The 13,088-nt window shown below is 75.3% G+C and carries 10 protein-coding genes; all 10 read left to right on the forward strand.

All coding sequences use genetic code 11. The features are described 5' to 3' along the window. Positions 1–66 precede the first annotated feature (66 nt). Positions 67–648 carry a PH domain-containing protein gene (locus E4P43_RS01465; RefSeq protein WP_135143638.1) on the forward strand — a complete coding sequence of 194 codons (582 nt, stop codon included), beginning with the start codon at positions 67–69 and terminating at the stop codon, positions 646–648. A gap of 78 nt (positions 649–726) precedes the next feature. After that, positions 727–1,875, forward strand: a complete 1,149-nt coding sequence (locus E4P43_RS01470) for an exonuclease SbcCD subunit D (protein WP_135143639.1) — start codon at positions 727–729, stop codon at positions 1,873–1,875. After that, the gene (locus tag E4P43_RS01475) at positions 1,872–4,832 is read left to right on the forward strand and encodes an SMC family ATPase (protein ID WP_135143640.1); all 2,961 of its coding nucleotides are present in this window, start codon (positions 1,872–1,874) and stop codon (positions 4,830–4,832) included. Before E4P43_RS01470 ends, E4P43_RS01475 begins: the two co-directional genes overlap by 4 nt. Positions 4,833–5,041: 209 nt before the next feature. After that, positions 5,042–5,677 carry a class I SAM-dependent methyltransferase gene (locus E4P43_RS01480; RefSeq protein WP_135143641.1) on the forward strand — a complete coding sequence of 212 codons (636 nt, stop codon included), beginning with the start codon at positions 5,042–5,044 and terminating at the stop codon, positions 5,675–5,677. 88 nt (positions 5,678–5,765) lie between these two features. Then, entirely contained in the window at positions 5,766–6,971 is a 1,206-nt protein-coding gene (locus E4P43_RS01485; RefSeq protein ID WP_245158873.1) for a 5-(carboxyamino)imidazole ribonucleotide synthase, read from the forward strand. A gap of 71 nt (positions 6,972–7,042) precedes the next feature. After that, positions 7,043–7,522: a 5-(carboxyamino)imidazole ribonucleotide mutase gene (gene purE, locus E4P43_RS01490; protein WP_209313678.1), complete on the forward strand. Its 480-nt coding sequence runs from the start codon at positions 7,043–7,045 to the stop codon at positions 7,520–7,522. A gap of 23 nt (positions 7,523–7,545) precedes the next feature. Beyond that, on the forward strand, positions 7,546–8,703 hold the full coding sequence (locus tag E4P43_RS01495; RefSeq protein WP_209313669.1) for an acyl-CoA dehydrogenase family protein: 1,158 nt from the start codon (positions 7,546–7,548) through the stop codon (positions 8,701–8,703). A 98-nt stretch (positions 8,704–8,801) separates the two neighbouring features. Then, the gene (locus E4P43_RS01500) at positions 8,802–10,400 is read left to right on the forward strand and encodes a class I SAM-dependent methyltransferase (protein WP_135143644.1); all 1,599 of its coding nucleotides are present in this window, start codon (positions 8,802–8,804) and stop codon (positions 10,398–10,400) included. Continuing rightward, positions 10,397–10,792, forward strand: coding sequence for a DUF6752 domain-containing protein (locus E4P43_RS01505; protein ID WP_135143645.1), 396 nt, complete (start codon positions 10,397–10,399; stop codon positions 10,790–10,792). The genes E4P43_RS01500 and E4P43_RS01505 overlap by 4 nt, the downstream gene beginning before the upstream one ends. Positions 10,793–11,033: 241 nt before the next feature. After that, positions 11,034–13,079 carry a DUF6541 family protein gene (locus tag E4P43_RS01510; RefSeq protein WP_135143646.1) on the forward strand — a complete coding sequence of 682 codons (2,046 nt, stop codon included), beginning with the start codon at positions 11,034–11,036 and terminating at the stop codon, positions 13,077–13,079. Positions 13,080–13,088: the final 9 nt, after the last annotated feature.

Genomic DNA, 13,088 nt, shown 5'->3' on the forward strand with positions numbered 1-13,088 from the left:
GCGGCACGGAACGCGCCGGGGCCGCAGGTCGCCTGATCGCGGGCCGGTCGGCGTCATCCTGGTGGGGTGCCGTACCCGGACAAGCTGCTCGCCGACGACGAAGAGGTCGTGCGGCACCTGCACCCCCACTGGCTGACCCTCTTCTGGCCGGTGGTCCGGCTGCTGCTCGTGATCGGGGGCGCCTCGTTCGGGGCGGCGCTCGTGCCGCCCGGCCCCGAGCAGGGGCTGGTCCGGCTCGCGATCGTGGTCCTGAGCGCGCTGGTCCTGCTGGTCCTCGTCCTCGTCCCGGTGCTGCGCTGGCGCACCACCCACTACGTGGTCACCACGCACCGGCTGCTGTTCCGCGAGGGCATCCTCGCCCGGCGGGGACGCGACATCGGGCTCTCCCGGATCACCGACGTCTCCTTCACCCAGACGCTGTGGGAGCGGGTCATCCGGTCGGGCACGCTGACCATCGAGACCGCGGGCGACAGCGGCGCGACCGAGCTCCGGCAGATCCCCGACAGCGAGGGCGTCCAGCAGCTGGTCGCCTTCATGATCGAGGAGGACGCCGACCGCCGGGCGGAGGAGGGCGCCGGGTACCTGCGCGGCGACGACGGCTACGGCCCGCCGCCCGGGGACGGCTGGCGGCCGACCGCCGTCCTGTGACGCCGGAACCGGATGTGACGGGTCCGTCACGGCGCGCCTGAGCGGTTCTGTCGTACCCCCTCCTTACCTTCTGCGCTCATGCGGCTGCTGCACACCTCCGACTGGCACATCGGTCGGACGCTGCACGGCACCGACCTGCTCGCCGAGCAGGAGCAGGTGCTCGGCGGCCTGGCCGCGGTGGTCGCGCAGGAGCGGGTCGACGTCGTCGTCGTGGCCGGCGACGTCTACGACCGGGCGGTGCCCTCGGCCGACGCCACGGCGGTGCTCGACCGGGTGGTCGGCAGGCTGCTGGCCACCGGGGCGCGGGTCGTGCTGACCCCCGGCAACCACGACTCCGCCCGGCGGCTCGGCACCTTCTCGGGGCTGCTGAGCGCAGCGGGCCTGCACGTGCGCGCGGCCACCCCGCGCCTCGACGAGCCGGTGCTGCTGGCCGACGAGCACGGCGACGTGGCGGTCTACGGCATCCCGTACCTGGAGCCGGAGGTGGCCAGGCACGAGCTCGGCATCCCCGGCGCCCGCGGGCACGAGGCGGTGCTGCGCGAGGCCATGGACCGGGTGCGCGCGGACCTCTTCCTCCGCCCGGGCGTCCGGTCGGTCGTGCTCGCGCACGCCTTCGTCGGCGGGGGCGTGGCCAGCGAGAGCGAGCGCGACATCTGCGTCGGCGGGGTCGACCTCGTGCCGGCCTCGGTGTTCGACGGCGTGGACTACGTGGCCCTCGGGCACCTGCACCGGCCGCAGACGCTCAGCCCCCGGATGCGCTACAGCGGCTCGCCGCTGGCCTACTCCTTCGGCGAGGCGGGGCAGCAGAAGCAGGCCTGGCTGGTCGAGCTGGACGCGGCGGGGCTGGCGGAGGTCCGCCCGGTCGAGCTGCCCACCCCCCGGCCGCTGACCGTCCTCACCGGCCCCCTGGAGGAGCTGCTCGCCGACCCCGCCCACACCGAGGCCGAGCAGCACTTCGTCTCCGCCCGGCTCACCGACCCCGCCCGGCCGGCCGACCCCATGCGCCGGCTGCAGACCCGGTTCCCCCACTGCGTCCACCTGGACTGGACGGGCGCCGGCTCCGCGCAGGAGCAGGGCAGCTACCAGGAGCGGATGCGCGGGCGCAGCGCGCTGGACGTCGCGGGCGAGTTCGTCAGCCACGTGCGAGGGGTGCCGGCCACGCCGGCGGAGCGGGCGCTCCTGGCCCGCGCCCTAGGCGCGGCCGACCGCGAGGAGGCGGCCCGATGAGGCTGCACCGGCTCTCGCTCACCGCCTTCGGGCCCTTCGCCGGCACCGCCGAGGTCGACCTCGACGAGGTGGGCCGCGACGGGCTGTTCCTCCTGTGGGGCCCCACCGGCGCGGGCAAGACCACCCTGCTCGACGCCGTCGTCTTCGCCCTCTACGGCCGCGTCCCCGGTGCCCGCGGTGAGGAGAAGCGGCTGCGCAGCGACCACGCCGGCCCCGACACCCGCACCGAGGTCACCTGCGAGCTGACCCTGGGCGAGGAGCGGCTGCGCGTCGTCCGCCGCCCGGAGCAGCAGCGGCCCAAGAAGCGGGGCGAGGGCTGGGCCACCGAGCAGGCCAAGCTGGTCGTCTCCCGGCTCACCGACGGCGGCTGGGAGCCGGTGAGCACCCGCATCGACGAGGGCTCGGAGCACCTGCGCACCCGGCTCGGGCTCGACGTGCACCAGTTCTGCCAGGTGGTCCTGCTCCCGCAGGGGGACTTCGCCCGCTTCCTGCGGGCGGAGCCGGAGCACCGGGCCGAGCTGCTGCGCACCCTCTTCGACGTGGACCGGTTCGCCCGGGCCGAGGACTGGCTGGCCGAGGAGCGCGCCCGCGCCCGGGAGCTGACGGCCGAGCGGCGGGCCCAGCTGAGCACCCTCATGGCCCGGGTCGCCCAGATCGCCGACGTGGACGTGCCGGAGGAGCTCGCGCCCGAGCTGGTCGGCGCGGCTCCGGTCGCCCGCGTGCTGCCGTGGGTCGACGGGGTGGTCGCGGTGGCCGAGCGCCGGCTGGCCGAGGCCACCGCGCGGGCCGACGCCGCCGCCGGTCAGGCCGCGGCCGTCGACGCCGAGCTCGCCGCCGCCCGCGCCCTCCAGGAGCGCCACGCCCGGAGGGACCAGGCGACGGCCGAGCTGGCCTCGCTGGAGCAGCGGGAGGCGTCGCTCGCGCCGCTGCGCGCGGAACGGGACGCCGGACGCCGGGCCGAGCCGCTGCGCGACGTCCTGCTCGCCGCCGGTGCGGCCGCCCTCGAGGCGGAGCGGGCGGCGGGCGCGCTCGAGCAGGCGCGCGCTGCCTGGGCGCCGGTCTCCGACGGGCGCGAGGCGACGGCGACGGTGGTCCGGGAGCTGCGCGACCGGGCGGCGGAGTCCCGGGCGCTCCTGCCCGAGATCGCCCGCGTGGCCGGGCTGGAGCGGTCGGTCGTGGCGCTGGACCGGGAGGTCGAGTCGCTGACCGAGCGCTGCTCCCACGGCGAGGAGGCGCTCGCGGCGCTGCCGGACCGGGTGGCGGCCCAGGAGGAGCTGGTCTCCGCCGCGCGCTCCGCGGTGGCGGAGCTGCCGGGGGCGCAGGCCGCGCTGGCTGCCGCCGAGGCCGCGCTGGCCGCGTGCCGCGCGGCCGAGCAGCTCGACGACCGGCTGGTGGCGCTGCGGGACGACGTGCGCAGCCTGCGGGACGCCCGCTCCGACGCCCGCGAGCACTGGCTGGACCTGCGCGGCCGCCGGCTGGACGGCATGGCCGCCGAGCTCGCCGCCGCCCTCACCGAGGGCGAGGGCTGCCCGGTGTGCGGGTCCGCGGAGCACCCGCGGCCGGCCACGGCGGCGGGGGAGCGGGTCACGGCCGCGGACGAGGACGCGGCACGGTCCGCGGCCGACGCCGCCGAGGCGGCCCTGACCGCGGGGAGCGCCCGGCTCGACGCCGCCGAGCGGGAGCTGGCCGCGCACCGCGCCCGGGCCGGTGACCTGCCGGCTGCCGAGCAGGCGGCACGCGTCGCCGAGCTGCGGGCCGGCGCCCGTGCCGCCGAGGAGCGCGCCGCCGGCCTCGTCCCGGCGGAGACGGCGCTGCGGCGGCTGGTCGACGAGCGCGAGCACGCCGCCGCCCGGCTCGCCGCCGACCGGGAGGAGCTCCGGGCGCGGCGGGCCGAGCGGGAGGCGGTGGCCACCGGGCTCGACGAGCTCCGCGACCGCCTGGAGACCGCCCGAGGCACCGACCGCGACCTCGCCGCCCGGGTGGCGAGGCTGTCGGCCGCCGCGGACGCCTGCGAGGCGGTCACGACCGCGGAGACCGACGAGCTCCGGGCCCGGGTGCGTGCCGACGAGACCCGTCGCGCGGCCGAGGAGCGCGCCGAGGCGGCCGGGTTCGAGGACCTGCTGGACGCCTCCGGGGCGCTCCTGGAGCCCGGGCGCCTGGCGCGGCTGGACCGGCAGCTCGACGAGCACGACCAGCGGGTCGCCGTGCTCCGCGCGGTGCTCGCCGACCGCGACCTCGCCGACCTGCCCCCCCGACCCGACGTCGCCGCCCTCGAGGAGCGCTGCGCCGGGACCACCCGCGCCCGGGAGGAGGCGGTCGCGCAGCTGGAGCAGGCGCGGCGCTGCACCACCTCGCTGGCCGACCTCGTCGGCCGCATCACCGCCGCGGAGCTGGAGCTCGCCGAGCTGCGGGACTGGGCCGACCAGGTGACCGGCCTGGCCGACCTCGCCCACGGCCGGGGCGCGAACACCCGCAGGATGCGGCTGCAGTCCTTCGTCCTGGCCGCCCGCCTGGAGCAGGTGGCCGAGGTGGCCAGCCGCCGGCTGCTGGACATGTCCGGCGGGCGCTACACGTTCCTGCACAGCGACGCCCAGGGCCGGCACGGCGCCCGGGGCGGCCTGGGGCTGGACGTCTTCGACGAGTACACGGGTGCCCGCCGGCCGACCAAGACCCTGTCGGGCGGGGAGAGCTTCATGGCCTCCCTGGCGCTGGCGCTGGGGCTCGCCGACGTCGTCACCGCGGAGACCGGCGGGGTGCGGATCGAGACCCTGTTCGTCGACGAGGGCTTCGGGACGCTGGACGCGCAGGCGCTCGACGCCGTCATGACCGTGCTCGACGAGCTGCGCCGCGGCGGCCGCACCGTCGGCGTCATCAGCCACCTGGAGGAGCTGCGCACGCGGATCCCCACCCGGCTGGAGGTCATCGCGGGGCGGAACGGCTCGCGCCTCGCCGGCTGAGAACGCACGTTCTCGTAACTCTGGGTATCCAATCCGACACGCAGACATGTCGATATGGCGACTTTCCGGCGCTTGGTGACCTAACGTTCTGGTCACAGCGCACAGCGTGATCATCACGAGTGCGACGCCCACGGGCCAGGCCGGATCGGCGGGCCCTCGCCCGCCGGTCCCCGCGACCGGCGGCTCGACTCCTGAATCGGAGAAGCACCGTGCGCAACGACCACTGGCAGTCCTTCTACAGCAGCCCGGCGTCGGACCGGGTGCCCCTCGAGGAGTCGTCGTTCGCACGCTGGGTCACCGACCGGCTGGACGGTCACCCGCCGATGGTGGACGTCGGCACCGGCACGGCCCGCGACGCGCGCTTCTTCGCGATGAAGACCCACGAGGTCGTCGGCATCGACTACTCCGCCGCCGCGGTCGAGAGCGCCACGCGCCGGTCCGAGCTCGACGGGTGGGGCGCCCGCTTCCAGGTGGTCGACCTCTCCGACGCGCGGTCCGTCGCAGGCTTCGCCGCCGGCCTGGACTGGAGCCGTGGCTGGAACCTGTACGCGCGCTTCCTCGTGCACGCCATCACCGACGAGGCCCGCGGCAACCTGTGGACGCTCCTCGCGCAGGTCGTGGAGGCCGGCGGCGAGGGCTGGCTGGAGTTCCGCACCGACAAGGACGCCGCCGCCGAGAAGGTCTTCGGCGAGCACTACCGGCAGTACCTGCCGGTCGACCAGGTCGCCGAGGAGCTCGCCGCCCGCGGGCTGCGCGTCGTCGAGCAGATCGAGAGCCAGGGCCTGGCGCCGCACCGCGACGAGGACCCGTGGGTGGCGCGCCTGCGCGTGGGCCGCGCCGGCTGAGCCGCACCCCGCTCCACACCCGGGCCGGACGGCCGCGCGACCGGTGCACCGGTCGCCCGGCCGTCCGGCCCGGCTAGCCTTCGGCATCGTGGCCGCAGCTCTGGACCCTCGGACGGGACTCCCCGTGGTCGCCATGGTCGGGGGCGGCCAGCTGGCCCGCATGACCCACCAGGCGGCGATCGCCCTCGGACAGTCGCTGCGGGTGCTCTCCGCCGGCCCGGACGAGTCCGCCGCGCTGGCCGCGGCCGACGTGCGGATCGGGGCCCACGACGACCTCGCGGCGCTCCGCGACCTGGCCGACGGCGCGACCGTGGTCACCTTCGACCACGAGCACGTGCCCACCGAGCACCTGCGCGACCTGGTCGCAGCCGGCACCCGAGTGGCCCCGGGGCCGGAGGCCCTCGTGCACGCGCAGGACAAGCTGGTGCTGCGCCGCGCGCTGGCCGAGGCGGGGGAGCCGCAGCCGGCCTGGGCGGAGGTGCGCTCGGCCGAGGACGTGAGCGCCTTCGCCGACGCGCACGGCTGGCCGGTGGTCCTCAAGACCCCGCGGGGCGGCTACGACGGCAAGGGCGTCTTCGTCGTCCCCGACACGGCGGCCGCCGCCGAGCTGGTCGAGCGGCACGGCACCCTGCTGGCCGAGCAGCGGGTGGCCATGGTGCGCGAGCTCTCCGCGCAGGTGGCGCGCTCCCCGTTCGGGCAGGTCGCCGTGTGGCCGGTGGTCGAGACCGTCCAGCGGGACGGCGTCTGCGCGGAGGTGGTCGCACCGGCCCCCGGCCTCTCCGACGAGCTGGCCACGGCCGCCCAGGAGCTCGCGGTCCGCATCGCCGACCGGCTGGGCGTCGTCGGGATGCTCGCCGTCGAGCTGTTCCGGACCGCGGACGGCATCCTGGTCAACGAGCTGGCGATGCGCCCGCACAACAGCGGTCACTGGACCATCGAGGGTGCGGTCACCAGCCAGTTCGAGCAGCACCTGCGTGCCGTCCTGGACTACCCGCTGGGCTCCACGGCGATGACCGCCCCGGTGGCCGTCATGGCCAACGTCCTGGGCGGGGCCGCCGCCGCGGAGGACTGGGCCGGGCCGGGCCTCGACGAGCGGATCCACCACCTCATGGCGCACTGGCCCGACGTCAAGCTGCACTGGTACGGCAAGGGGCAGCGCCCCGGCCGGAAGCTCGGCCACGTCACCGCGCTGGGGAAGGACCCCGCCGCGGTCCGGGCGCGGGCGGTCGCGGCCGCCCGGTACCTGGCCGACGGCGTCGTCGACCCCGCCTTCGCCTTCCCGACCGAGCACTGAGCCCCGAGGACCGGAGGAGCCCCGTGACCGAGCAGCGCCGCGACAGCGACGACCCCGTGGTCGGCATCGTCATGGGCAGCGACTCCGACTGGCCGATGATGGAGCCCGCCGCCCAGGCGCTCGAGGAGTTCGGCGTCCCGTACGAGGCGCACGTCGTCTCCGCACACCGGACGCCCCGACGGATGCTGGACTACGCCGAGTCGGCAGCCGGCCGCGGGCTGCGAGTCGTCATCGCCGGCGCCGGCGGGGCCGCGCACCTGCCTGGGATGGTCGCCGCCGCCACGCCGCTGCCGGTCATCGGCGTCCCGCGGCCGCTCGACCGCCTCGACGGGCTCGACAGCCTGCTCTCCATCGTCCAGATGCCGGCCGGCGTCCCGGTCGCCACCGTGGGCATCGGCGGCGGGCGCAACGCCGGCCTGCTCGCCGTCCGCATCCTGGCCGCCGGGGACCCCGAGCTGCTCGCGGCCGTCGCCCGCTTCCAGGCCGACCTCGCCGAGCAGGTGGTGGCCCGTGACGTCACCCTCCAGGAGCGTCTTGCCACGGACGGGTAGTCGGACGTCCTACGATCGGACGCGTGGGTAACGACGCACCGGGGCTGTACGCCCTCACCGAGGAGCACGAGGCGATCCGCGCCGCCGTCCGGGACATCGCCGAGCGGGAGGTCGCGCCGTACGCGGCCGAGGTCGACGCCGACTCGCGGTACCCGATCGAGGCGCAGAAGGCGCTGACCGCCGCCGGTTTCCACGCCACCCACATCCCCGAGCAGTACGGCGGCGAGGGCGCCGACGCGATCGCGACCTGCATCGTGATCGAGGAGGTCGCCCGCGTCGACGTCAGCGCCTCCCTGATCCCGGCGGTCAACAAGCTCGGCTCGATGCCGATCATCCTGTCCGCGGACGAGGCGCTGAAGCAGAAGGTGCTCGCGCCCATCGCCTCCGGCGACGCGATGATCAGCTACGGCCTGTCCGAGCGGGAGGCGGGCTCGGACGCCGCGGCCATGAAGACCCGCGCCCGCCTCGACGGGGACAGCTGGGTGCTCAACGGCACCAAGGCCTGGATCACCAACTCCGGCGTCTCCGAGTGGTACACGGTCATGGCCGTCACCGACCCGGAGAAGGGCGCCAACGGCATCTCCGCCTTCGCCGTGCACCGCGACGACCCGGGCTTCGCCGTCGGCCCCAAGGAACGGAAGATGGGCATCAAGGGCTCGCCCACCTGCGAGCTCTACTTCACCGACTGCACCATCCCGGCCGACCGGATCATCGGTGCGCCCGGTACCGGCTTCAAGACCGCGCTGCGCACCCTGGACTTCACCCGCCCGACGATCGGCGCGCAGGCCGTCGGCATCGCGCAGGGCGCGCTCGACGCCTCCGTGGCCTACGTCAAGGAGCGCCGGCAGTTCGGCAAGGCGATCGGGGAGTTCCAGGGCGTGCAGTTCATGCTCGCCGACATGGAGATGAAGATCGAGGCCGCGCGCCACCTCGTCTACGTCGCCGCGGCCGCGGGGGAGCAGGGGCGCCCCGACGTCACCCGCGTCTCGGCCTCGGCCAAGGCCTTCGCCTCCGACGTCGCCATGCAGGTCACCACCGACGCCGTGCAGCTCTTCGGCGGCGCCGGCTACACCCAGGACTTCCCGGTCGAGCGCATGATGCGCGACGCCAAGATCACCCAGATCTACGAGGGCACCAACCAGGTGCAGCGCATGGTGATCGCGCGGTCGCTGCTGCGCTGACCGCACCCGGCGGCCCCTTCGTCACCGACGTCTCGGCCGGCCGCCTCCGGTAGCCTGGGAGCCGCCCGACGCACGTCCTCCAGCTCCTCCGGGTGGGTATGTCCGCACTGCGCTCCGTCTGGCCGAACGCCACCGGTCTGGTCTTCGAGGTGGCCGACGACAGGGGTGGCACCTTCGACGTCGACCTCGACGGGCGCCGGGTGTGGTCGTTCAAGAACCCCGGCACCGGTGTCCCTCCCGAGTGGCAGCCCGCCGGCGTCCCGGTGGAGCGGCTGCGGTTCCAGCCGTGGCCCGAGCGCCTGCGGCAGCGCCTCACGGGCAGCTTCCGCGTGCGCATCCGGCACAGCGGCGCCGCGGAGGGCCCCGAGGCGGTCCTGCGCATCGGTGCCGACGGGCCGCTCCGCCTGGTCGACCGCCACGACCGCCCCCTGGTCGTCAACAAGTGGGACCGGCTCGGCCGCGCCCTCGTCGACGCCCCCGCCGGCCAGGTCGACCGGATGCTGGACTCCCTCGACGCGATCCGCGCCGTCGTGGAGGCGCAGCTGGGCCCGGTGGTGACCATCACCTGCGGGACCCTGCTGGGTGCGGTGCGGGAGAACGGGCACGTGCTGCCGCACGACGACGACGCCGACCTGGCCTACCTGAGCAGGTGGCAGCACCCCGCCGACGTCGCCCGCGAGAGCTTCCGGCTCGGCCGCGTCCTGCGGGCCGCCGGGTTCGAGGTCCTCCGGCTGTCCGTCGGCCACCTGCAGGTCGTGGTCGAGCACGAGGGGGTCACCGACCACTACGTCGACGTCTTCCCGAGCTTCCTCATGGACGGCTGGTACCACCACTACTTCATGGTCCGCACGCCGCTGGCGGATGCGACGCCGCTGCTCCCGACCACACCTCTCACGGTGGAGGGCCGCACGGAGCCGGCTCCGGCGCAGCCGGAGTTCCTGCTCGAGCAGGTGTACGGCCCCGGCTGGCGCAGCCCCGACCCCTCGTTCGCCTTCGAGATCCCGCCCTCGACCGGTCAGCGGTTCTACGGCTGGTTCGCCGACTACAACGTCGAGCGCGAGTCCTGGGAGGCGCTCGTCGAGCTGGCGGCGCCGGGGGAGATGACCGGGGCCGGCGTCGGGCTGAGCGCCTTCGCGCGCGACGTGCACGCCCGCACCCCCGAGGGCTCGGCCCTGCTGGAGCTCGGCAGCGGCCTCGGCGCGGACGCGGTGGCGCTGGTCGAGGCGGGCCGCACGGTGCGGGCGGTCGACTTCTCCCGATACATGCTGCGTGCGGCTCGCGAGCTGGCGGCCGAGCGCGGTGTCGACGTGCCGTTCACCGCGCTGAACCTGCTGGACACCGGGGCGGTCGTCCGGCTCGGGGCGGAGCTGGCCGCGCGCCCCGAGCAGTGGACGGTCTTCGGGCGCCGGCTGCTCAACGCCCTCGAGGACCGCGGCCGGGACAACCTCTTCCGCCTGTGCTCGATGCTGCTGCGCGACGGCACGGCCGCCCACTTCGACGTCGTCGCCGACCACGGCTACGCGGGCATCGCACCGCACCGGCACCTCACCCTCCCGCAGGTGGTCGCCGAGGCGGAGGCCCGCGGGCTCGTGCTCGACGAGGCCACCCCCTGCACGGAACCGATGACCTGGTTCGACGCGCCCGACGAGGAGCTCGTTCCGCTGTCCCGCCTGACCTTCCGACGGAGAAGACGATGAGCCCACGCCGATTCACCCGCGGACCGGTCGGCCTCGTCCGGCGTGCGCTGGCCCCTGCCGCCCTGGAGATGCAGGGCGAGCTGCCCGCGCTGCGCGACCGGCTGCACGCGCTGGAGCAGGAGAACGCCGGGCTCCGTGAGCGCCTGGACGCGCAGGCCCGCGAGCTGGGCGGGCGCGTCGAGGAGCTCGACCGGCGGACCGCGGAGCTCGACCGGCGCGCCGAGGAGCTGGGCCGGCGGGCCGACGAGCTCGGCGGGGGGCTGCACGAGGCGCGGCGGCTGAACCTGCGCATCGCCGAGCTCACCGACCTGGTCACCGAGCTCGTGCTGCCGCTGCACCAGCGCGAGATCGACCCGGCGGTGCTCGCCCGGCTGGACCCCGACACCCTCTGACCGGTGCCCGGCGAGGCCGCCGGAGAGGCGGGTGTGCCGGGTGTGACGCCCGGGCCGGTGCGGCCCGCGGGACCGCGGTCGGAGGCGGCGGCTCGACTATCCTCCGAGACGTCCCCGCGCCGACGGGCTGCGCCGACGGGCCGTGTCCACGTCGTTGTCCGGCTCAGCGAACCCTCGACTCGAGCGTGGCCCGGAGCAGCGGGCCGGGAGCCCGGCGGGGCCATCAGCTTGGAGGTCTTCTGTGTCCAGCACGAGCGTGGCGGCGATCGCCCTCACCGCCGCATTCCTGATCCTCCCGGGTCTGGTGGTCAGCCTCTCGGCGGGGGCACGGCTCGTCATCGCGGTCGCGACGGCCCCCGTCGTCTCCTTCGGGCTGGTCACGGCGATCAGCCGGGTCGCGACCGGCACCGGGCTGCCCTGGCGCCCGGTGACCTTCGTGGTCGCAGTGCTCGTGGTGGCGCTCGCGGTCGCGCTGCTGCGGCTCGTGCTGCGCCGGACCGGCTTCGACACGCGCCTGCCGTGGCGCGCCGCGGACCGCGCCCCGGCCCCTCCCGTACGCACGCAGCTCCTCGCGGTGGCGGCGGGCGTCCTGGCGGCCGCGCTCGGTACCGGCACGGCCGTGTGGGGGATGGGCGGGCTGACCGCCATCAACCAGGGGTTCGACGCGCTGTTCCACGTCAACGCGGTCACGCTGATCAGCGAGACGCGGAACGCCGACCCCTCGGCCGTCGTCGCCGTCAACCACTTCACCCCGGGGTCCAACTACTACCCCGACGCCTTCCACGCCCTCGCCGCGCTGGTCGTGGACTTCGGCATCAACCCGGTCGTCGCCACCAACGCCCTGGTCGCCTCCGTCCCGGCCGTGCTGGCCCTGGGCCTGGTCGGCGTCGTGTGGCAGCTGGACATGCTCCGCCACGCGCTCGTGGCCCCCTTCATCGGCGTGAGCATCGCCGCCTTCCCGACCGACATCATGTGGCGCGGCCCGATCTGGCCGTTCGCGCTCGGCCTGGCGCTGGTCCCGGCGATGCTCGCCCTGCTCGTCGGGTCGCTGCGGCAGCGCTCCATGGGCCTGGCCGGCCTGTCGGTCCTCGGCGCCGCCGGTGTGCTGCTGGTGCACCCGAGCGCGGCGCTGGCCGCCGGCATCTTCGCCGCCGCCTTCCTCCTCCAGCGCTGGGGCACCCGTGAGGGCCGGCTGAGCACCGACCTCGTGCCGCTCGCGGTGATCAGCCTGCTCACCGTGGTGGTGGCCTTCCCCGCGGTCGTCACCGCGGTCTCCAACAGCGACAACGGCGCGGAGTACGACTGGCCCGCGGTGCAGAACGCCGGTGAGGCGGTCGGTGAGCTGCTGCTGTTCAACTACGACGCGCCTTTGCCGCAGATCTGGCTGTTCGTGCTGCTCGTGATCGGGCTCGCGGGCATCCGCCGCCTCGGCCGGCTGGCCTGGTGGCCGGCCACCGGCGCGTTCTTCGCCGTCCTCCTGGTGATGGCCGCGGCGTACGACGGCCGCCTGGTGGCCCTCATGACCGGGCCGTGGTGGAACGACCGGTTCCGCTTCGCGGCGATGGCGACCCTGGGCCTGGGCATGCTGGCCACCCACGGTGTCATCGTCGCGGCCGACTTCCTGGCCGCGCTCGCCGGGCGGGTGGTGGCACGCCGCCGTGCCGCGACGACCTCCGCGGACGGGCCCGCCGCCGCCGGGGGACGCACAGCCGTCGTCCGGTGGGTGGCGCTGGCCGCCGTCCTGGGCGTCTTCGGATTCCTCAGCAACGGCTTCTACAGCGACTACAACCGCTCCCGCATGCAGCTCCAGTTCGGGCCGGGCACGGGCGGGTCGGTGACCGCTCCGGAGTACGAGGCGATGGAGGAGATCGCCCGCCTGGTGCCCGACGACCAGGTGGTGATGAACGACCCCAGCGACGGCTCGGCCTGGATGTGGGCACGCCACGGGGTCCGGCCGATGTTCGGCCAGGCGGTGCTCACGCCGATCCGGCCGGCGCTCGAGCCGGACCAGGAGGCGGTCCGCACGCGGTTCAACTGCCTGGACTCCAGCGAGGAGATCCGGCAGATCGTCGACGAGTACAACATCGAGTACGTGTACGTCGCCGAGGGCGTCATCATCCCGTCGATGAAGCGGGCCCCCGGGCTGAACGGCCTGGCCGACGTCGAGTCGCTGCAGCTGGTGTTCGACAACGGCGGCGCGCAGATCTACCGGATCGTCGAGCAGCCGCTGATCGACGAGCGCGACGACGACGCGTGCGAGCAGTCCGCCGACACCGCGGGGAACTGACGGTCGCCG

This window comes from Blastococcus sp. TF02A-35, assembly GCF_004571075.1.
Taxonomy (GTDB): Bacteria; Actinomycetota; Actinomycetes; order Mycobacteriales; family Geodermatophilaceae; genus Blastococcus.

Bases quoted from the DNA above. Each gene is read 5' to 3' on its own strand.
- E4P43_RS01470 (WP_135143639.1), top strand. From the start codon at position 727: ATGCGGCTGCTGCACACCTCCGACTGGCACATCGGTCGGACGCTGCAC.
- E4P43_RS01475 (WP_135143640.1), top strand. From the start codon at position 1,872: ATGAGGCTGCACCGGCTCTCGCTCACCGCCTTCGGGCCCTTCGCCGGC.
- purE (WP_209313678.1), top strand. From the start codon at position 7,043: ATGGGCAGCGACTCCGACTGGCCGATGATGGAGCCCGCCGCCCAGGCG.
- E4P43_RS01500 (WP_135143644.1), top strand. From the start codon at position 8,802: ATGTCCGCACTGCGCTCCGTCTGGCCGAACGCCACCGGTCTGGTCTTC.
- E4P43_RS01505 (WP_135143645.1), top strand. From the start codon at position 10,397: ATGAGCCCACGCCGATTCACCCGCGGACCGGTCGGCCTCGTCCGGCGT.